Consider the following 21,436-nt stretch of genomic DNA (forward strand, 5'->3'; position numbering starts at 1 on the left):
TTTAAGGTTTAATCTGATTGCTGCTCTCTACAATTACGAGCTTTGTCTCCCCAAAATCAAATCTTCCTGAGTGACTTTTGCAAGAGGTCTAATGTGTCGCCTACACCAGTCAAACGTTGAAAGACAGAAACACTTTGGCAAACAAGTTGATGGGGGGTCATTTTCAGACAGAAGATTACATCAAGGAGTGTGGGTTGAACTATGCCATATTTCGCAATGTCTTGTATATGGACACCATTCCGCAGTTCGTAGGGGAAAGAGTTTTTGATACGGGTATCAACTTACCGACTGGTCACGGAAGAGTCCCTTTCGCCCTGAGAAGCGAAATGGGACAAGCCATTGCAAATGCACTATTAGAGAGCGGTTGCGGTAATCGAATCTACAAACTCACAGGAAGTGAGTCCTATTCCTTTGACGATGTTGCAGCTACCCTTTCCGACTTATCAGGTAAGGAGGTAGATTATACACCTGCTGAGAAATCAGCATTTGAGGTGCAAATGAAAGAACGTGGCGTACCGGAAACGATGCTTGGGAGGGTCGTGGGTTTTCTAACGGACATCAATAATGGGCAAGAAGAAGAGGTAAGCCCCGACCTGGAGAACCTGCTTGCGCGAAAGCCTGCATCGCTTAAAGAGGGGTTAAAAGTTCTTTTCAATTTATAGAGAGACTGTTCCCCGCTATACGTCGGATTGTCGCTTGCTGCTGCTTTTTAAAACATTTCAACCCAGACCCTCTGTTCGACGACAATTATCTTATCCGGTTGAGAGCAAACGCTCGATATCCTGAATTGGCGGCGCACCAAACAGTCGGGCATATTCCCTACTGAACTGGGATGGACTTTCATAGCCGACCCGATCGGCAGCCGTAATCGCATTGTAATTTTCTGCCAGCATGAGGCGACGGGCTTCTAGGAGTCGGAGTTGCTTTTGATATTGCAGCGGACTCATGGATGTCACTTGCTTAAAATGGTGATGGAAAGACGAAGGCGACATGCTCGCTTGCTCGGCGAGATCGGCAACTCGCATTGGTTTGGTAAAATCCACCTTGATGCCTTGAATCACTGCCGCGATCCGCTGCATGTTGCTACCCGATGTCGCAATCTGACGAACTGCTTCACTTTGTTCGCCGATTAATAAACGGTAGTAGATTTCACGGATCATCATCGGCGCTAGGATCGGAATATCTTGCGGTGTATCCAATAGCCGGGTCAGTCGCAGCGCACAATCGAGCAATGATATGTCGGCGGTGCTGGTGAAAAAGCCTCGAACCGAAGTTTCTTTCTTACCCGCGATCGCAGGGGTTTGGATCGCAATAATCTCACAAAGTTCGCGCGGGTCAATATCTAGTTTGAATCCTAAATAGGGGCGATCGGGAGTTGCCTGAATAATAAATCCGCTAATCGGCTGATCGACTGAAATAACCAAATATTGCGCCTCACCATAACGATAGATTTCCTCACCCAGTGCTGCGCCTTTTTTACCCTGAACAACGATCGCCAGCATCGGGGTGCTGACACCATGCAGCATAGTGCCAGTCAAAGACTCACGGTTAAATCCCAGCGGCGCGATACTCGTTTGGTGAAAACCGTTACCCTTGCCATCGGTGTAGCGGTTGACAAGGGCAGCTAGTTCTCGACATCGATCGGCGATTAGTTCGTCTGTCATCGTTTTTGGAGCTTATCTTTTTTCGCATATTATAGAACTTTTTCATCCAGTCTCAAGATAACAATCTGGAGGATTAAGCAATAAACAGAGAGGTCTGTGTATTGAAAATCCTTGTCTGCAAACATACGATGAATATATTCAAACAACACCACAGAAGGATAAGGCAATGACCAAAATCGCATTGGTAACCGGAGGGAGCCGAGGACTGGGCAAAAGTACCGCTTTGAATCTGGCTAAAAAAGGGGTTGATGTAATCGTCACTTACCATCGCAATGCCGAGGAAGCCGCTAAAGTTGTCGCTGAAATCGAAGCATTTGGCGCAAAAGCGGTGGCACTGCAACTAGACACCGCCACCACTAAAACCTTTGATAGTTTCGCCGCGCAACTCCAGCAGGCACTCAAGGATAACTGGAAAACCGAGCATTTTGACTTTTTGGTGAATAACGCTGGAACGGGCGTTCACTCATCTTTTGCCGAGACGACCGAGGAAGATTTTGACCACTTGATGAATATTCACGTCAAGGGTGTTTTCTTCCTCACCCAGAAACTGCTCCCGCTGATAAATGATGGCGGACGAATTGTAAACGTTTCTACTGGTTTGACACGGATTATCTTCCCCGGCTATGCTGCTTATGCAAGTATGAAAGGCGCGGTCGAGACCCTAACTCTCTACATGGCGAAAGAGTTGGGATCGAGACGGATTGCGGTAAATGCGGTGGCTCCTGGTGCGATTGAAACCGATTTCCGTGGCGGTGCAGTACGCGATAATCCAGAAATGAATAAACAGATTGCTTCCCTGACTGCTCTCGGTCGCGTTGGTCTTCCCGATGATATTGGCGGCGCGATCGCGGCGCTATTATCCGAAGACAATCGATGGGTAAATGCCCAGCGTATCGAGATATCTGGCGGTCAGTCGATCTAAATGCAGATCGTTGAGCGGCGCGCGGCTTGAATACGGGCGCCAAGTTTTGATGAATGATAAAGTAATCATGTCATGGTCATTGAACATGGAGGAAAAATGAAAGCAGTTGTGATTAACGAATACGGTGATGAGAGCGTTTTGCAGTATGCCGATGTCGAACGTCCAGAAGCGAAGGCGGACGAAGTTCTGGTGAAAGTTCGTGCTGCGGCGGTCAATCCGGCGGAGTGCAAAGTCCGCGATGGGATGGGCGAAGCGTTCGGCTTAAAACTTCCGCTGATTCTGGGCGGCGACATCGCCGGAATTGTCGAAGAAGTAGGCGAGGCGGTTGAAAGTTTTAAGAAAGGCGATGCGGTTTATGGGTTGACTGCGTCCGGCGGCTTCTCCGGTGGCTATGCCGAATACGCGGTCGCCAAAACGGATACAATCGTGCCCAAACCAGACAGCCTCAGTTTTGAAGAGGCGGCGGCGATTCCAATGGGCACGTTGACGGCGTGGCAGTCCATCTTCGATTTGGCTCACTTGAGCAGCGGGCAAAGAATCTTGATAACCGGCGCGTCGGGCGGAGTCGGCTCGATGGCGGTTCAGCTTGCCAAAGCGAAAGGTGCGTTCGTTATCGGTACGGCTTCGGGCAAAAACGAAAAATTCGTCCGCGATTTGGGCGCGGATGAATTCGTTGATTACACGCGGCAACCGTTTGAAGAAGTTGTCAAAGACGTGGATGTCGTTTTCGATACGATCGGCGGCGACACCCAGGAGCGAGCCTTTCAAACTCTGAAAAAGGGCGGCTTTCTGGTAACATCGGCGCAGACTCCGTCCGAAGAAAAAGCAAAAGAATTCGGCACAGAAGCCGCGTTTGTCTTTTGTAAGCCGAACGCAGGGCAATTAACCGAAATCAACCAGCTGATTGAAGAAGGCAAATTAAAAATACACATCGAAACGGTTCTGCCGCTCACGGAAGTAAAAAAGGCGCATCAACTTTCCCAAAGCGGGCGCACACGCGGCAAAATCGTTTTGCAAGTCGGGACATAGCTTTAAAGCGTGAATTAATCTAATCTATGAACGAAAAAATGGATATATTGCGAGTAACCCCGTAAACGAAATTGCTCGAAAGCTGCGTATATTTACGAGTTGCCTGCAACCCTGCGAGATAAACTAACAAAACTAATTAGGACATAATTAATCAAAATTCACTTATGAAGCATATATTACTTTTTGGTGCAACAGGCAGAACAGGCATACAAGTTTTGAAGTATGCCTTGGATAAAGGATACAGAGTGACAGCACTTGTGCGAAATCCTGAAAAAATAACCTAAAAATCTGATAGGCTAACTATTATTAAAGGACTTCCTACCAATATTAATGATGTAAGAAAAGCCATGTTAAATTGTGACAGAGTAATAAGTACTCTAAATCCAATATCTGAAAAGGACATGATTTCTCTAAAAAAAATACAACCTCCTCAAATATTAGAAAAATCCATACGAAACGTAATTGAGTGTATGGGAGAATATAGAATTAGAAAAATAGCCATAGTTTCATCCGTCGGTATTGGAGATACTTATCTATTAGCACCTTGATTTATGCGATTACTTGGAAAAATAACTAATTTGAGAAACTCATTTGATGACCACAATATGCCAGAGTCCTTACTAATGAACTCTAATTTGGATTGGGTAATTACAAGACCAGTATCTTTAAATAACAACGAGCTATTACAAAACTTAGTTATTAATTATGATAAAAAACCATCTCCTTTTAAAATTAGTCGTAAACAACTTGCAAAATTTTTAGTGGATTGTTTAGAAACAGAAGAATTTTTTAATAAGGCACTAATCTTGTCAGAAAAGCCATAAATCAGGCTGAACAACTTTTGAAAATAAAACTCTAAAGGACGGGGGAAAGGGCTGACAGACAACATAATATTTATGAAAAAGGGGACGGACGAAAGTAATTGAACATCAGTAAATTAATCAACATTAGCACCAGCGGACGAAATACTATGAAGCAATTGGAAGTAACTCAACTTTGGAACCAAACCCAGCATCAGTTAGAGGTGGACGAGTTCCAAATTTCCCCTTATTCATAAATACTTGCTCGTTAGCGGTCATACTGTAAAGTCCACAAATTACCCAAACCAGATTGGAGGGTATTATTAAAATAGAATAAATAGAGGTAAAGAATTGAACGATGCAATCTATACAAGAAAGAGAGAGTTATTATAAGCAAGGGGCTCCTTGGCTAGCTGACGATCTTAAAAAGGAATTGGGGTTATTCAATGTTTTTAATTTTAATCCTGGTAAGAACGGGAACCCTCCACAATTGCCATATAGCAAAAAAGATTACTACAAAATAACAATTATTAAAGGCAGTGGCAGTGGTATTTTTCTCTATGCGGATAGAGAGATTGAAATAGAAAACTATTCAATTATCTTTTCTAATCCGCAAATACCTTATGGATGGTCACAAAGGGAAAACTTTTCAGATGGTTTCGCTTGCGTCTTTGATCAGGCATTTTTTCATCAATACGGAAATATAACTAATTATTCAGTTTTTCAGCCCGGCAATAATATCTACCAATTAGATGAGGAGCAATTTGTCCAACTAGAAGACATTTTTAGACGAATGTTTGAAGAAATAGAGTGTGACTTTATTCATAAATATGACTTGCTCAGAACACTTGTTTATGAATTAGTGCTTTATACGATGAAAATGAAGCCTGCTTCCAAATTGAGTAAGCAACCCATTAATGCTTCGGTTAGAATTTCTACACTTTTCAAAGAACTTTTAGAATGTCAGTTTCCAATTGATGATATATATAGACCGCTCACTCTTCGATCTGCATCTGACTACGCCAAAAATTTGAACATTCATGTCAATCATTTAAACAGGGCATTAAAAGAAACTTTTAATAAAACTACATCTCAGTTAATCATTGATCGAATATTACAGGAAGCCAAAGTTCTTTTAAGACAAACTTCCTGGACGGTTTCAGAAATTGCGTATGCTTTGGGATATGCGGAAGTGACACATTTTAATAATCTCTTTAAAAAATATCTGAACATAACACCGACAAATTTTAGAAAAGCCGATATTGTTTGATTTGGATAAGAGATTATTTGCTTAACGTAATCCCATCTGCTTGTTTGTGGGCTAATTTTGTATTAGTAAATTCATTGATAATTTAAATAGAAAAATCATGAAAAAAGTATTAATCACCGGTGCCAATAAAAGTATTGGTTTTGAAACAGCCCGCCAACTGCTGCAAAAGGGATGTTACATTTATTTAGGCAGTCGTAATTTAAAGAATGGTTTGGAAGCAGTAGAAAAGCTTAAAGCCGAAGGGTTGAACGAAGTGGAAGCCATACAAATAGATGTAAGCAATCAGGAATCAGTAAAAGCCGCCCGTGCTGAAATAGGCAAAAAAACCGAAGTGTTGGATGTGCTGATCAACAACGCCGGCATCAGCGGTGGCATGACTCAAACAGCAACCGGTACAGATGTAGATGTTTTCAAGCAGGTGTTTGATACCAATGTGTTTGGCGTAGTTAGAGTTACCCAGGCTTTTATGGATTTGCTGCAAAAGTCCGCCCAACCCCGCATCGTGAATGTAACGTCAGGCTTGGCTTCGCTTACTATGCACAACGACCCTACCTGGAAGTATTACAATGTTAAAGCGGCTGTTTACAACCCATCAAAAGCAGCACTTAATATGTACACTGTTGTTTTGGCTTACGAATTGCGGGATACACCGTTTAAAGTTAATGCTGTTGACCCCGGATTTACTGCCACAGATTTCAACCAGCATAGCGGAACCGGTTCCGTCGAGGATGCGGCTGCGCGTTTAGTGAAATACGCCACCATCGACGCTGACGGTCCAACAGGAAAGTTTTTTAGTGATGACAACAGCCCGGAAACGGGAGAAAGCCCCTGGTAGTTTCAGTTAGTTAACAACCTCATTGCGTTCGCGTAGCGTCTCTTTAGGCCACATGTGGAGGCGATCGGTAATGGTGAGCAAAAACCTGACGATCTTCCCCACTCTCTTTAGGGCAAAAGCCATGTGTGGCAGGTCATAGGCAACGTTATGCCGGCATGATGAAGTTTATTAACTGTGATTAACGTTGAGTGAACAATTGGGCAAAATGATGCAGTTAGTGATTACTTTTTAAACATTATTATCGCCTTCCTTGATATTGCGCGATCGCCACACAACACGGTCAAAATGCCATTGCAGTATGGCAGCAAAAAGGCTGTGAAACCGCATCAGTAACCCAGATTTCTCGCACTTGTCCTGCTTCACATTTAGTTAATAAAACTGGATTAGCGTAGGCGTAGCCCGCCGTAGGCATCGCTACGGTTTGATTCGCAAAAAAATCGTCTATGTGGTTTCACTAATGCCAATCTACCAACTCATCTGCTAGAGATATCTATTGGTTTACTGTAATATAAGCAATGCTTGCTAGAGTCTGGAGTGCATCAATTGTGGGCATCGATGCCGTCAAAGTAGGCGTGGAAGTCGATGTGTCAGGGGGATTACCGGGAATAGTTGTCTTGGGACTGCCGGATTCAGCGATTCAAGAATCAAGAGAAAGAGTCAAAGCAACTTTGAAAAATACTGGCTTTGCCTTTCCGATGCGAAAGATAGTAATTAATTTAACTCCGGCAGATTTACGCAAAGAAGGCCCTTGTTTCGATTTGCCTATTAGTGTGGGAATTTTGGCGGCTTCTGAGCAAGTTAGCGCTGATTTGTTGGGGGATTATCTATTTTTGGGCGAAGTCTCTTTGGATGGCAGTTTGCGTCCCGTGGCTGGTGTATTACCGATCGCAGCAGCAGCCCAAAAGATGGGAATTGCAGGTTTAGTTCTCCCTGCTGATAATGCCCAAGAAGCAGCAGTGGTTGAAGATTTGGCTGTTTACGGCTGCAAACATCTGTCTGAGGTGGTGGATTTTTTAAATAATCCGGGGCGTTACAAACCTGTGCAGATAGATAGTACAACACAGACAACAACAGTATCCTACCCTGGCGCAGATTTGCATGATGTGAAAGGACAAGCTCATGGGCGTCGTGCTTTAGAAATTGCTGCGGCTGGTGGGCATAATCTAATTTTTGTCGGGCCGCCTGGTAGTGGGAAGACCATGCTAGCAAGGCGCTTACCGGGAATTTTACCGCCGTTGAGTTTTGCTGAATCTTTGGAAGTGACTCGCATTCATTCGGTAGCTGGTTTATTGAAAAATCGTGGTTCATTGGTACGCGATCGCCCTTTTCGCAGTCCCCATCACTCGGCATCCGGGCCTTCTCTGGTGGGTGGTGGTAGTTTCCCTCGTCCTGGAGAAATCTCATTATCTCACAGAGGTGTACTGTTCCTTGATGAACTCACGGAATTTAAACGAGATGTGTTGGAATTTCTGCGCCAACCTCTAGAAGATGGCTACGTCACAATTTCCCGCACCAAATTATCGGTAATGTTTCCCGCGCAGTTTACTTTGGTGGCGAGTACTAATCCCTGTCCTTGTGGTTATTATGGCGATACTATCCAACAATGTACTTGTTCTCCCCGCCAACGTGAGCAATATTGGGCAAAACTTTCTGGGCCGTTGATGGATCGAATTGATTTACAAGTTGCAGTGAATCGCTTGAAACCAGAAGAAATTACCCAACAACCGACGGGAGAAACATCAATATCAGTACGCGAACGAGTGCAACAAGCAAGCGATCGCGCCATTACCCGTTTCCAAGGAGAAGCAAATCTGCGTTGCAATGCCCATTTGCAAAGTAGTCATCTCCAGAAATGGTGCAAGTTAGATGATGCTAGCCGCAATTTATTAGAAGCAGCAATTAGAAAATTAGGCTTATCAGCAAGAGCAAGCGATCGCATTCTCAAAGTAGCACGGACTATTGCAGATTTAGCAGGAGAAGATCAGCTAAAAACCAATCATGTAGCGGAAGCGATTCAATATCGCACGATAGATAGGATGCAGTAGTAATTTTCGGCGTTGCTGAATGAGAGTATGAACTAGCCTCACGCTTCAGACGCAGCGAAAAGTCAAAAGCTCAGGCTTGCTTATATTAGATCGAATTTTTCAAGACAGAGGCATAGAGAATAAGAGTTTAAAATATGGAATTTTTAAATTTCATACCTAAATTCAGCAATGCCAAATTTTCAGTTCATATTCTATATGAGTTCTTACCCTAAAGAGAAGGGTTTAGAGAAGACTGCTTGTGGTGTACTAAAGTGCAAGTTACTAAAGTCTAATTTTTAATTATATTTAAATTAGACTTTAGTAAATGTTTTATTAAGCTAAAATCTCCATTAAGATATATTTTTTAATTATTTTATATTAGTATAATAACAAAAATAAATAATATATTTAATATATTTTATACAAGCAAAAACAAGTAATTTTAAATAGTGAAAGTTCTAATTAGCCATTTTTCATTAATAGTTACCAAAAATCCGGAAAATATTTATGGTTCAAACTTGGCTGTGGATTGGTGTCATCAGTATGGCAGTGGGTTGTGCTTTTTTCGGAGTAGGCGCACACAATGGTAAAAATGAACGCTGGAAAATACTCTATACACTTAATTTTTTCATCTGCTTGATTGCTAGTGGGCTGTACTTAGCAATGGCACTCGGTCAAGGAGTTAACATCATCAACGATCGTCCAACTTATTGGGTGCGATTTGTGACTTGGTTTTGCTCAACGCCACTGTTGTTGTTGGATCTGACTTTCTTGGGAAGAACGAGCTTACTGATTACAGGTAGCTTGTTAGGAGCAAACGCCTATATGCTTGCCACTGGCTTCCTAGCCACAGTTACACCCAAACCGATCAGCTACATCTGGTATATTGTAAGTTGTGGTGCTTACCTGGCGGTTTTCTACTTATTAGTGAAGCCTTACCGAATCGAGGCAGAACGCAAACATCCTAGATCCAAGCAAGCATTTCGCAAGCTGATAACTGTGCATCTGGTGCTGTGGACACTCTATCCGATTGTGTGGATTCTTAGTCCAGAATGGTTTAACGCTTTTGGTCAAGTTGGGGAAACAATGGGTTATACGCTACTAGATATTGCCTCTAAAGTCGGGTTTGGTTTTCTATCGTTAAACACTTTACGTAATTTAGAACAGGCAGGAGAATTGGTTACTGAATCGGAACCGTTATATGAGTAAGTATAAATTTTCAGTCTGATGCTTTAGATAGCTAACCGATGAAGAAATCCCGAATTTTAGCGAAACAATATTAGGAGAATCAATCAAGGTATTATGCGATCGCTGCCACTGCATTTTATATGCTAAAGCGATCGCGCTACCTATTGTCTACCAAAAAGCAAATTATTTATAGATATTCCCGTCAAGGAAACTATCGACTCTGCTAAATTCCTCCCCAAGAACGCTTCACAAATACCCTTGGGAGGATGTCACAACTCAGTAAATCAGTATCCAATATATCAGGGACTAAGCAACATCCCCTAGAAGGAGACTGATTGGATGAATTTGCAAGAAATTTGGAAGTTATTACAAGAGACGTTCAAAGAATGGAGTGACGATAAAGCCTCACGGTTAGCGGCGGCGTTAGCTTATTACACGATTTTTTCCATTGCACCGTTGCTAATTATTGTAATTGCGATCGCAGGTGCAGTATTTGGAGAGGAAGCGGCAAGAGGTCAACTTGTCGGACAAATTCAAGGTTTAGTCGGGGTAGATGGCGCAAAGTTTCTCGAAACAGCCATCCAAAATGCTAACCAACCAAAGACAGGAGCGATCGCTTCGATTATTAGTGTCCTAGTTCTACTAGTGGGTGCTACAGGCTTATTTACTGAGTTGCAAGATGCCATGAACACAATTTGGGAAGTGAAACCAAAACCTGGACGTGGCATAAATAACATGATTCGCCTCCGCGTTTTGTCCTTTGCAATGGTGATCGGAATTGGCTTTTTACTTTTAGTTTCTCTAGTAATTAGTACGATATTAGCAACATTAGTAACGTACTTTAGTAACTTGTTGCCAGGTTTCGATTTCATCTGGCAGATTGCTAATTTAATCATCTCTTTTGCAATCACAACAGTGCTGTTCGGACTAATTTTTAAAGTTCTACCAGATGTCAAAATTGCATGGAGTGATGTTTTAGTTGGAGCTGCTCTCACCTCAGTTTTGTTCTCTATTGGGAGATTTTTATTAGGACAATATTTAGGTAATGGCACTTTTGGATCAACATACGGTGCTGCTGGTTCACTGGTGGTAATTTTAGCTTGGGTTAACTATGCCGCACAAATTCTTTTCTTCGGTGCAGAATTTACTCAAGTTTATTCCCGAAGGCATGGAAGTGGCATAGTTCCAACTAAAAATGCTGTACATATATCTGATAACACAAACTATAATGGCAAGGCTCCAAGAGAACAAGCATCGACTAATAAAAAGCCATCTTCTCGCTTTATTAATCGCTTCTTTCAGTATTTTAGGAAGCCCAAACGCTTAAAGCAGAGAAGAAAAAATCAGCGATTTTAATCCTTGATTGCTGGAGATTTATATTTGTAAATCTGAGAGATATTGAAGTATTTAATATCCAGTACAGTGAATTAGTTCTGATTGCCACAGTTGATGAGTAAAGTATTCAGCAATTCTGAATTCTGAATTATGACTCCTTTTTATACTGGATTTTTTCCAGAAGTCTATTGAACAAGGAAGAAAATCAGTGCTAATGGAAAAATGGTTTTTTATCAATTGGCAAGCAATTTTTATTCCTAGCATCAGCATCTTTGAGTTGATTATCCGCAGGTCACTGGTCTACTTAGCGCTGTTCTCAGTGCTACGCCTACTTCCTAGCCGACAATTAGGAACACTAGGAATTACTGATTTACTCGTAGTTGTGCTATTTGCAGAAGCTGCTCAAAATGCTATGGCAAGTAATTACACATCAATTACTGAAGGCGCTATCCTAGTAGGAACAGTGATTTTTTGGAGTTACTTGCTGAACTGGTTGGGTTACAAACTTCCCCAGTTCCAACGTTTCCTGAATCCGCCTCCGCTGCTATTGGTAAAAAATGGTCGGATGATTGAGCGCCATCTACAACGAGAGTTAATTACAGATGATGAATTGATGAGCAAGTTACGTCAGCAAGGTGTAGAATTTTTAGCTGATGTGAAGTTCGCCTATATAGAGGCTGACGGCAGGATTAGTATCATCACGTCGGATTCAAAAACTGCTTCCGTCCCGGAGCGAAAAGTAACGTTAAAAAGCGATCTACATTAATTAAACTGTAAAATATGACGGTTGTATTCTGTGCCGAACTGTGATTGAGCGTTATACTTTGCCCGAAATGGCTAATCTGTGGAGTGAAGCCTATAAATTAAAAACTTGGCTGCAAGTCGAGATTGCTGTTTGTGAGGCTCAAGCTGAACTTGGTTACATTCCATCTGAAGCTGTTGAGGAAATTAAGGCCAAGGCAGATTTTGATCCAAAGCGGGTGCTGGAAATTGAGGCTGTAGTCCGCCACGATGTAATTGCTTTCTTGACAAATGTCAATGAATATGTTGGTGATGCCGGACGCTATATTCACTTGGGTTTAACTAGTTCGGATGTTTTGGATACAGCTTTAGCACTGCAATTAGTTGCCAGCTTGGATATATTATTGCAACGTCTGGAAGATTTGATTCAGGTAATTCGCCAAAAAGCACGGGAACATCGTCATACAGTGATGGCTGGCCGATCGCACGGTATTCACGCTGAACCGATTACTTTTGGTTTTAAACTAGCTGGTTGGTTAGCAGAAGTGTTGCGACACCAAGAACGCCTGAGAATACTCCGCCAAACGATCGCTGTGGGTAAGATTTCTGGTGCGGTAGGAACCTATGCCAATATTGAACCGCGTGTAGAAGCGATCGCTTGCCAAAAACTCGGACTCCAACCCGATACGGCCTCAACCCAAGTTATTTCCCGCGATCGCCACGCCGACTACGTGCAACAATTAGCTTTGGTAGCAGCATCCATCGAACGCTTTGCTGTAGAAATTCGCAATCTCCAAAAAACAGACGTTTTAGAAGTTGAAGAATTTTTCGCCAAAGGTCAAAAAGGTTCCTCGGCAATGCCACACAAGCGCAATCCCATCCGTTCGGAACGGCTGACGGGAATGGCACGACTTGTCAGAAGTCATGCCGGTGCAGCTTTAGAAAACATTGCTTTATGGCATGAGCGGGATATTTCCCACAGTTCTGTAGAACGGGTAATTTTGCCAGATGCTTGTACTTTGACGCATTTTATGTTGTCAGAAATAACCGACTTAGTAAAAAACCTGTTGGTTTATCCTGAGAACATGAAACGTAATCTCAACTGTTACGGCGGCGTTGTGTTCAGCCAAAAAGTGCTACTGGCTTTAATAGACAAGGGAAGCAGCCGAGAAGAGGCTTATGCGATCGTTCAAGAAAGCGCTCACGCCGCTTGGAATCAGCCAGAAGGAAACTTCCAAGACTTGATTAGCAAAGACCCGCGTGTTACCCAAAAGTTGTCTCCAGCAGAACTAGAGGTTTGTTTCGACCCCCAGCAACATCTGCGGCATTTAGAAGAAGTTTACCAACGATTAGGTATTTAGGATTAATTTACTTGTAGTAAGCGTTTAAGCGCTTACTACAAACCTGTTACCCCAAAAATACGCAGATATCATCAAAAAAGATATACAGCGAATTTTAAGTTAGTGAGGTACGCAAGCTAAGTCTCAAAGCCAGATATAAAGCCTGTTTTACTTCTGTTAGCGCCGCGGGGTGTAGCTCATTCTGACTACTGAATTTTGCTGTATAAAGATACCAACAACATTTAATATTGCAATCTGTTTGATGCTCGAATTATTGCCAGCACTGGGTAGTATACATAACAAATACTTGCTTATTTATTAATATTACGAGTGCTTTGATGATTGAAATCCTAGCCACACTTTCTGCCTCTGCGGCAGCAGGAATCAGAATAGGCATACCTTTGCTAATTATTGGATTATTGCAAGGTAGCAACTTGTGGTCACAAGTCCCAATTTTATCTCACATTTCTCCACCAATATTATTATCTTGCCTCACCAGTTGGTCATTAATTGAATTATTAGCCTCAAAAAAGCTCTGGGGGCAAAGACTGCTCCAAGTGGTTCAGTTATTCATGTCTCCCCTTGTAGGCGCAATTATGGGGTTAGGAGTAGCTACAGCAACAGCAACTCCAAACTGGCTGATTGCCATAATTGGAGGTTTATTAGCTTTGGTACTCCAGCTCGTCCAAATTGGTTGGTTCTATCGGTTACGTGGCTTACCGTTGTGGGCAGTCTTCCTTCAAGATACCTTGTGCATCGCTCTAGTACTATTTGCCTTTGATGCTCCTTGGCAAGGAGGAGTAATTGCTTTAATACTCCTCTGGTTTGCAGTTCGTAGTGCGAAGCAGTGGTATGACTGGTATCACAAAGAGAGAAGGCATAGGGCATAGGGCATGCCCTATGCCCTTTACTGCAAAAGCCCAATCATGTGCAAGAAGCCGTGACCGGTAATCAGCTCTAGGATTAAGGCAATAAAACCCAGCATCGCAATCCGACCATTCCATACTTCAGCACTAGTCGTCAGACCCCACTCCCAACGCTCTTGAGGGTACATCTTTACCATTTTTTTCATTTGGGCAGCTTGCGAAAGCTTGAAACTGGGGTTTTTCAGCGCATCAATCACTAATTCGGCTAGTGCATTAATAAATACTGGATGGGTATTAGGAGCCGGTACGCGGCGGAAGTTGTGAATTCCTGATTCTTCGGCGACTTCTCGATACTCAATATCAATTTCTTGTAGTGTCTCGATATGCTCTGAGACAAAACTGATTGGCACGACAACCAAATCTTTCACGCCTTGTGCACCTAGTTCTTTGAGGGCATCTTCAGTATAAGGTTGAAGCCATTCTACTGGGCCGACACGACTTTGGTAAGCTAAGGTGTGGGCATTGGGTCGATTGAGAGTCTGCATAATCAGGGCAGTACATTCTTCGATTTCCACCTGGTAAGGGTCGCCAGCTTCTTCAACGTAGCTTTTCGGAACGCCGTGAGCGCTGAAAAAAATATGAACATCATCCGCGTTAGGGAATTGCTCAAGTTCCTGGGCTATGAGTTGCGCTATTGCTTGAAGATAGCCTGGTTGTTTATACCAAGAAGGAATGACGGTGTAATCGATAGGTTGAAGTTTTGGATCTTCTTGCCAAAGTTTGTCTAAAAGCCGGAAGCTGGAACCACTGGTGCTGATAGAAAACTGGGGATATAGTGGTAATATTACCAGGTGTTCTACCTTATCTTGGGTAATTTGTGCGATCGCTTCTTCTGTATAGGGATGCCAATAACGCATTCCCACGTAAATATTAACTTCTTGCCCCAAAAAACCTAACTGTTCCTTTAGAGCTTCCCCTTGCGCTTCTGTAATCCGCCGTAATGGGGAACCACCACCGATTTGCTTATAATTTTCTTGAGATATTCTGGTTCGCCGCGTGGCAATAAACCAGGCTAGGGGCTTTTGCAACCAGCGAAATGGTAGGCGAATAATTTCCGGATCGGAAAATAGATTGTACAAAAACGGCCCAACATCCTCTAGCTTATCAGGGCCACCGAGATTGAGTAATAAGACGCCTACACGACCCATAGCAGTTACTTTCCCCCAATCTTTTCAGGTTTTTTACTAATGTTAACAATATATCTTTATTAAATATAAAGCTTAATCGCAAGGAAATATGCAATGGCAACAATTTTAAGGGATTGGAGTTACCGCTATCAGTGGCTGTATGATGGGATTTCACGTTTAGCAGCCTTAATTTTAGGTGGTGAAGCCCGTTTTCGGCAACTTGCTTTGCAAGGCTTAACAATTCACTCAGATTCTCAGGTCTTAGATTTATGTTGTGGTAGTGGACAAACGACGGAGTTTTTGGTAAAATTTTCACAAAATGTAACAGGATTGGACGCCTCACCCAAGTCTTTGCAACGGGCGCGGCAAAATGTACCATTAGCTTCCTATGTCGAAGCTTTTGCCGAGAAAATGCCATTTGCAGATAATCTGTTTGATGTGGTGCATATTAGCGTTGCACTACACGAGATGCAGCCTCAACAATTGCGAAAAATTATTAGTGAAGTTTATCGCGTGCTGAAACCAGGAGGGGTATTTACCCTAGTGGATTTTCACGCTCCTACAAATCCAATATTTTGGCCTGGGGTATCACTGTTTTTGTTGTTGTTTGAGACGGAAACAGCTTGGGAATTGTTGAAAACTGATTTGCCTGGATTGTTAACTGAGGCTGGATTTGATGTGGGTGAGCCAACTTTATATGCAGGTGGTAGTTTGCAAGTGATACAGGCGAAGAAGTGAACAATACTGCTTTATTAATGGTAGGTAAGATACTCTGCTATTAATAAAGTATAGGTGATTGTTATATTGAAATTAGCATGATGAAATTTTGAAGTTAATAACAAATGACACAGGAATTAATAGACCTCAGAACTTGCATCCAGGAAGGACGTTACGCAGATGCCTTGGTAATTGTTGATGAATTAGAGGGCATGAGTAAACAAGCTATTCTGCGGAATATCCAAGCTTATTTAAGGATTCTGCTGATTCATTTGATTAAAAACCAACTAGAGCAGCGATTAACTGGTTCATGGGCAGCTTCTATTCGTAACTCACTTATAGAAATTAAGAAACTCAATCTCAAAGACAATAAAAAATCCTCTTATATCAATTTCAACGAATGGGATACTTATATTGAAGATGAAATAGAAGTAGCAGTGCGTGATGCCAGTGTGGGAGTTTGGAATGGAATGTACAATGAATTCCAACTTCCTGAAATGGTAGATAGAAACCAGATTATTCATACTGCTTTGAAGTTTTTGGCGCTAACTTATTCTTATTCAGCTAAGGAGTTACCCGCAACTGTGGCTGAAAATTTAACTCAGCTACCTGGTGGAGAAGATTGGAAAGCAGGTAGGCGATAAAAAATGACCCAGGAACTTATAGACCTCAAAAAGAATATTTTGGAAGGACGTTATGCAGATGCCTTAGCAATTGTAGATGAATTAGAAGGCATGAGCAAACAAGCTATTCTGCGGAATATCCAAGCTTATTTAAACATTCTTTTGATTCATTTAATTAAAAACCAAGTAGAACAATGTTTAACTGGTTCCTGGGCAAATTCTATTCGTAATTCAATCCGAGAAATAAAAAAGCTAAATATCAAAGATAATAAAAAATCTTACTATATTCATTTAGATGACTGGGATAAATTGATAGAAGAGGAAGTTATTGAAGATGCGATCGCTGATGCGAGTGAGGAAGTGATAAATGGTAAATTTACTCGCTCTCAGTTGTCAGCGATGTTAGATAAAAACCAGATTATAACTACAGCCACTAGTTTCCTGGCTTTAACATATACTTATTCGCCAAAGGAATTACCAGCGATTATGGATGATTACCTTAGTCAGTTAGCTGGTGGAGAAGATTGGACAAATCGGGAAAAATAAGGCGATCGCTATTTGTCTAATATTGATACTAAGTTTTATATCTGGGGTTTCCCCAGACCCCACCGCCACCCTTATTTCAATCCCTAATAGGAATTTTAATGAATGAATTGCAATGCACTGAAGGGCTATGCGAAACTTGCGATCAATTATTGTTTCAATCCCTAATAGGGATTTTGATGAATTGCAATAGCAGTCATTTTCAGTGAGGTCTGGTCTTGAAATGTTTCAATCCCTAATAGGGATTTTGATGAATTGCAATAGATGTTTCAGTCTGAGCATTGGCATCCAGCGATGTTTCAATCCCTAATAGGGATTTTGATGAATTGCAATGATTGGGCATGGGAACTGTCCTTGAACAGTCTGGAGTTTCAATCCCTAATAGGGATTTTGATGAATTGCAATGCTTACAGCTTGGATTAGAGATAGATCCGATTGTTCATGTTTCAATCCCTAATAGGGATTTTGATGAATTGCAATTTAATGGGCATAATCTCCATTTTGTCACTTGGTGTTTCAATCCCTAATAGGGATTTTGATGAATTGCAATGTAGTAGGTGTTGCGTTGCCCTTAAACCATTCGTTTCAATCCCTAATAGGGATTTTGATGAATTGCAATAGGGCAATTAGCGAATGCTCTTTTTGCAGAGCAATGTTTCAATCCCTAATAGGGATTTTGATGAATTGCAATAAGATTGATGCTGTGACAATGGTTGCATGGCTGGCGTTTCAATCCCTAATAGGGATTTTGATGAATTGCAATTCAATTTTCGAGCCAGAACGCGCAAGGCTAAACCTGTTTCAATCCCTAATAGGGATTTTGATGAATTGCAATATTTATCAGCGCGATCGCACCCACCACCCCCAACCCCAGTTTCAATCCCTAATAGGGATTTTGATGAATTGCAATAGCGGGAGCTTGAAAGTCAAGCTATATTTAGTTTTCAAGGTGCGGTTGCGCGATTCTAGAGCAATCATAGCATTAGAGAATTTCTTTGGGAAGAGTGTTGGGAAAGGTTGAAGGCTGAAACTCAATTATTGTAAGCATTTGAGAGATTGCGCGGATGAATTTTGACAATTTGTGGGGTGAAACGCTTGCTGGTGCTGAGATAGAAGCACTTTTTTTAGGTTGTGAAATTTGTACACCTACCCCTTTGCGCTATTTGACCATACAGTAACCTAAATATAAGGGAACTTAGTAATTCAACGTAGAGATGATGAAAGAAATAACGCGCCGCAAATTTATTGCAACAGCTACAGTGGCGACAGGTTTTGCCCTCGCAGTACAACCCATTTCTGCCGGAGTCATCACTACTGATGCCAAGGGGTTAGTAGCTGGTGCAGTTAAAATTCCCGTCAAAGATGGCGAAATTCCTGCTTATAGAGCAGCACCAGCTACTGGTGATAATTTCCCAATTGTTCTGGTAATCCAGGAAATTTTTGGTGTACACGAGCATATCCAGGATATCACTCGTCGCTTTGCTCGGTTGGGATATTTAGCGATCGCACCAGAATTATTTGTGCGTGAAGGTGATGTCTCGAAGTTAAGCAACATAGACGAAATTCGTCCAATTGTCGCCAAAGTACCAGATGCCCAAGTATTATCCGATCTTGATGCCACAGTAGACTGGGCAAAGAAGTCAGCTAAGGGTAATGGCGAGAAATTGGGAATTACAGGCTTCTGTTGGGGCGGTCGTATTACCTGGTTATATGCTGCACATAATCCCCAGGTGAAGGCAGGTGTGGCTTGGTACGGGAAACTTGTGGGCGATGCTACCGAACTTCAGCCCAAGTATCCCGTTGATATTGCATCAAAACTGACAGTCCCTATTCTCGGACTCTATGGTGGGAAGGATACAGGTATTCCTTTTGATACAGTAGAGCAGATGCGCGTAGGCTTAGCCCGTCGTAGACATCGCTTACAGTCCAGCAGCAGCAAATCTGAAATTATCGTCTACCCAAATGCACCCCACGCATTTTTTGCCGATTATCGCCCCTCCTACCGTGAGAAAGAAGCTCAGGATGGCTGGAAACGCCTCTTGGCATGGTTTAAGCAAAATGGTGTTTAAAAAATTAGGTACTCATGAACTGTGACGCTGAAAAAAGTCCCAAATTGTTTCACTGGCGTTCAGCCCCAGCTTGGCATTGAATTTGTTTAGGCTCTCGTCAGTTGAAGAACCACCAGGCCAGAAATGTCCACCGTTTACTACCGCTAGCTGCCAGACTTCGGAGTTGCCACTGCAACCTGTGTAGATAGCGGTTTTCACTTTATCTTCAGAAAACTTCAAAGATGCATTTGATAAGGTACATTGATCGTGCGATCGCCAAAAGTCTACCATGTCTGAGATCGAAACCAACGCTCCTCGTTGAGTGTGGTCATCACCTTCATAAAGTACATCGCGATCGTTTGTACCGTTGATCGTTAACATCGATATGCGAGTTTGAGGCTGGCAACTAGGTTTGAGTCTAACTGGGAGCGAACCAGCTACTGATGCAAAACCAGCAATTTTATCAGGTAACTTACAAGCCAGTGCTTGGGTAAGTATGCCACCTCTAGAAAAACCGGTGGCATAAACTTTATGACTATCAATATTAAGTTGTTGCTGAAGATGATTAATCAAAGCACTGACAAACAAAACATCATTTACCCTTCCTTGAGTGTTACCTCTAAGACTCCATTTTTGGTCAATTCCGTCTGGATAAACAACAATAAATCCTTTTTGATCTGCTAATTCATTGAAGTGAGTCACATTACTGATAGACCGACCATTACCATCATCTCCATGAAACACTAAAACTAAAGGCATCGAGCGGTCTAAATTATAAGATTTTGGAGTGTAAAAATAGTAATTACGTAACTTTCCTTGATTGTATAGTTCTCCATAATTATCACCAATCAAGATTTTTTCTTTAGTTATACTTTTTTCGTCAGCCTGAATGAAATCACAGGCTGTTACTAAACTAATTCCTAATATAAATATCAAAAGCTTTTTAAAAACCTGAGAATTTTGATATATATTCATTTTGATTAAATTGACTTATATCAGCTACTTTAATATACTTTGCAAGTCTTATTTAGCAACAAACTTTTACCTAATAGAGGCTAACAACTTAATTAAAGTTGTTAGCCTCTATTTAGATACAGCAGATTGCAACTTCTCTACGAGAGGCTACGCCAAGGTGAGGTACAGATAATCATAGGGGGACAACATGTTGTGCCCCTACCCGTGTACTTCATTTAGCTGAAATACGCTGTATTAAACTCTGACATTTAGATAACGAGCAGGAACTCTAACCTTAACCCACCTGTTACCACGTCGTACTGTTTCCCAATGTGCAGGAATTAACTTTCGTTGAAATCGGGCAACAACAGGTTTATGCACAATAGCGGATCTATGAACATTAGGTCTGACAAGAATTTCTGCTGCTGATGCTTGTGACGGCAAGGAGGAAATTGCAAATGGGAGAGCAAGTAATGTACCTAATAGAATACGTTTCATATTCAAATCTCCATCAATTAATTTTCTTGAGTTTTATACAGCATTTATCAATAATTTGTGACAGATATTCTCATCTATCAACCTTATAGTAAGTTTTGCTTGTTACACGACTTAATTGATTTGCTGTATTGCTCTGAGTTTAAAATGCTGAATAATAAAACACAGTGGAATAAAGTCATAATTTCAGTATGACTTTATTCACATTTTGAACTTTGGACAAAAAAAAGGGAGTTGAGAAACTCCTGTTTTTTTAGTATTATTTATTACTTAACTATTTAATTTTACTGAATTTTATATACGATCATACTAATCAATACGGCAAGACCTAGCGCTCTGCGAAAATAATTAACGCCTTGAAATAGCTCCATCCATGCCCAAGTAAACAAGGAGCCATTTGCCAGAAAGTCTAACACTGTATTGATTTTACCACTTGTAAAAACTAGGGTTAGTAAACTAACTACTATCCAAAGAATAAGTGGTGGGTTTGGCATTTCAGCCAAAACAATTTTGCCATTGCTGTCACGGAAGGTTTTATCAACTAATGTATTTTCCATTGTTTGAGATTGCTACTTAGGTAAAATTATTAACTTGCAAAAAATACAGGGCGATTTATTGATTATAGGCTGAGGTTTGATTGCAAGTCATTTAATAAAATTAAAACATTAAACCAATTCTATTTTCACCCATCTAATTGCTGAGATTAGAGCAGTAAAGGATATTCATATATGACTATATTGAAAGACATAATTGAAAGACATACTTACACAAAATTCACCAATACGTATTTCTTCCTTTTCTTTCTTCTCTAGCAGATGCTACGTGTAGCTTGCTTCTGCGTAGGAGTATGCGTCC

At 41.6% G+C, this 21,436-nt stretch carries 20 protein-coding genes, 1 pseudogene and 1 CRISPR repeat array; of the genes and pseudogenes, 16 read left to right on the forward strand and 5 right to left on the reverse strand.

Going from position 1 to position 21,436, the window contains the following annotated elements; all coding sequences use genetic code 11:
• Positions 1–134 precede the first annotated feature (134 nt).
• Positions 135–662 (forward strand): hypothetical protein, encoded by a 528-nt coding sequence (locus V7L12_RS09840; RefSeq protein ID WP_335084158.1) that lies wholly within the window; start codon positions 135–137, stop codon positions 660–662.
• 90 nt (positions 663–752) lie between these two features.
• On the opposite strand, the gene V7L12_RS09845 is transcribed toward V7L12_RS09840, so the two are convergent.
• Positions 753–1,664: an AraC family transcriptional regulator gene (locus V7L12_RS09845; RefSeq protein ID WP_335084159.1), complete on the reverse strand. Its 912-nt coding sequence runs from the start codon at positions 1,662–1,664 to the stop codon at positions 753–755.
• A gap of 166 nt (positions 1,665–1,830) precedes the next feature.
• Between V7L12_RS09845 and V7L12_RS09850 the strand changes: the two genes are divergently transcribed.
• The 11 genes and pseudogenes from V7L12_RS09850 (at position 1,831) to V7L12_RS09900 (ending at position 14,038) form a co-directional block, all read left to right on the forward strand.
• A complete protein-coding gene (locus V7L12_RS09850) occupies positions 1,831–2,586 on the forward strand; it encodes an SDR family NAD(P)-dependent oxidoreductase (protein WP_335084160.1) in 756 nt (251 codons plus the stop codon).
• A gap of 96 nt (positions 2,587–2,682) precedes the next feature.
• Positions 2,683–3,615, forward strand: coding sequence for an NADP-dependent oxidoreductase (locus V7L12_RS09855; RefSeq protein ID WP_335084161.1), 933 nt, complete (start codon positions 2,683–2,685; stop codon positions 3,613–3,615).
• A 164-nt stretch (positions 3,616–3,779) separates the two neighbouring features.
• Positions 3,780–4,439, forward strand: a pseudogene (locus tag V7L12_RS09860) (NAD(P)-dependent oxidoreductase).
• Between the two features lie 334 nt (positions 4,440–4,773).
• Positions 4,774–5,685: a helix-turn-helix domain-containing protein gene (locus V7L12_RS09865; protein WP_335084162.1), complete on the forward strand. Its 912-nt coding sequence runs from the start codon at positions 4,774–4,776 to the stop codon at positions 5,683–5,685.
• Positions 5,686–5,782: 97 nt separating this feature from the next.
• Positions 5,783–6,520, forward strand: a complete 738-nt coding sequence (locus V7L12_RS09870; protein ID WP_335084163.1) for an SDR family oxidoreductase — start codon at positions 5,783–5,785, stop codon at positions 6,518–6,520.
• Positions 6,521–7,035: 515 nt separating this feature from the next.
• Complete coding sequence (locus V7L12_RS09875; protein WP_335084164.1) at positions 7,036–8,565, forward strand: YifB family Mg chelatase-like AAA ATPase; 1,530 nt, start codon at positions 7,036–7,038, stop codon at positions 8,563–8,565.
• Positions 8,566–9,051: 486 nt separating this feature from the next.
• Positions 9,052–9,753: a microbial rhodopsin family protein gene (locus V7L12_RS09880; RefSeq protein WP_335045539.1), complete on the forward strand. Its 702-nt coding sequence runs from the start codon at positions 9,052–9,054 to the stop codon at positions 9,751–9,753.
• A gap of 318 nt (positions 9,754–10,071) precedes the next feature.
• The gene (locus tag V7L12_RS09885) at positions 10,072–11,088 is read left to right on the forward strand and encodes a YihY/virulence factor BrkB family protein (RefSeq protein WP_335084165.1); all 1,017 of its coding nucleotides are present in this window, start codon (positions 10,072–10,074) and stop codon (positions 11,086–11,088) included.
• A gap of 193 nt (positions 11,089–11,281) precedes the next feature.
• Positions 11,282–11,833 (forward strand): DUF421 domain-containing protein, encoded by a 552-nt coding sequence (locus V7L12_RS09890; protein ID WP_335084166.1) that lies wholly within the window; start codon positions 11,282–11,284, stop codon positions 11,831–11,833.
• A 40-nt stretch (positions 11,834–11,873) separates the two neighbouring features.
• The gene (gene purB / locus V7L12_RS09895; protein WP_335084167.1) at positions 11,874–13,169 is read left to right on the forward strand and encodes an adenylosuccinate lyase; all 1,296 of its coding nucleotides are present in this window, start codon (positions 11,874–11,876) and stop codon (positions 13,167–13,169) included.
• Between the two features lie 317 nt (positions 13,170–13,486).
• Positions 13,487–14,038, forward strand: a complete 552-nt coding sequence (locus tag V7L12_RS09900; protein WP_334819294.1) for a DUF4126 domain-containing protein — start codon at positions 13,487–13,489, stop codon at positions 14,036–14,038.
• 17 nt (positions 14,039–14,055) lie between these two features.
• On the opposite strand, the gene hemH is transcribed toward V7L12_RS09900, so the two are convergent.
• A complete protein-coding gene (gene hemH, locus V7L12_RS09905; RefSeq protein ID WP_335084168.1) occupies positions 14,056–15,222 on the reverse strand; it encodes a ferrochelatase in 1,167 nt (388 codons plus the stop codon).
• A gap of 93 nt (positions 15,223–15,315) precedes the next feature.
• On the opposite strand from hemH, the gene V7L12_RS09910 reads away from it, so the two are divergent.
• From V7L12_RS09910 to V7L12_RS09925, 4 genes are all read left to right on the forward strand, one after another.
• The gene (locus V7L12_RS09910) at positions 15,316–15,939 is read left to right on the forward strand and encodes a class I SAM-dependent methyltransferase (RefSeq protein WP_335084169.1); all 624 of its coding nucleotides are present in this window, start codon (positions 15,316–15,318) and stop codon (positions 15,937–15,939) included.
• A 104-nt stretch (positions 15,940–16,043) separates the two neighbouring features.
• Positions 16,044–16,562: a DUF29 family protein gene (locus V7L12_RS09915; RefSeq protein WP_335084170.1), complete on the forward strand. Its 519-nt coding sequence runs from the start codon at positions 16,044–16,046 to the stop codon at positions 16,560–16,562.
• A 3-nt stretch (positions 16,563–16,565) separates the two neighbouring features.
• Entirely contained in the window at positions 16,566–17,087 is a 522-nt protein-coding gene (locus V7L12_RS09920) for a hypothetical protein (protein WP_335084171.1), read from the forward strand.
• Between the two features lie 151 nt (positions 17,088–17,238).
• Positions 17,239–17,994: a CRISPR direct-repeat array (repeat unit 37 nt; unit sequence GTTTCAATCCCTAATAGGGATTTTGATGAATTGCAAT).
• A gap of 307 nt (positions 17,995–18,301) precedes the next feature.
• Entirely contained in the window at positions 18,302–19,153 is an 852-nt protein-coding gene (locus tag V7L12_RS09925) for a dienelactone hydrolase family protein (RefSeq protein ID WP_335084423.1), read from the forward strand.
• A gap of 12 nt (positions 19,154–19,165) precedes the next feature.
• Here V7L12_RS09925 and V7L12_RS09930 read toward each other — a convergent pair whose 3' ends face one another.
• The 3 genes from V7L12_RS09930 to V7L12_RS09940 form a co-directional block, all read right to left on the reverse strand.
• Positions 19,166–20,107 carry an extracellular catalytic domain type 1 short-chain-length polyhydroxyalkanoate depolymerase gene (locus V7L12_RS09930; protein ID WP_335084172.1) on the reverse strand — a complete coding sequence of 314 codons (942 nt, stop codon included), beginning with the start codon at positions 20,105–20,107 and terminating at the stop codon, positions 19,166–19,168.
• Positions 20,108–20,341: 234 nt separating this feature from the next.
• Complete coding sequence (locus V7L12_RS09935) at positions 20,342–20,584, reverse strand: hypothetical protein (RefSeq protein WP_335084173.1); 243 nt, start codon at positions 20,582–20,584, stop codon at positions 20,342–20,344.
• 281 nt (positions 20,585–20,865) lie between these two features.
• Positions 20,866–21,138 carry a hypothetical protein gene (locus tag V7L12_RS09940; RefSeq protein WP_335084174.1) on the reverse strand — a complete coding sequence of 91 codons (273 nt, stop codon included), beginning with the start codon at positions 21,136–21,138 and terminating at the stop codon, positions 20,866–20,868.
• Between the last annotated feature and the right edge of the window lie 298 nt (positions 21,139–21,436).

The sequence above is a fragment of the Nostoc sp. genome, assembly GCF_036918245.1.
Lineage (GTDB): Bacteria > Cyanobacteriota > Cyanobacteriia > Cyanobacteriales > Nostocaceae > Nostoc.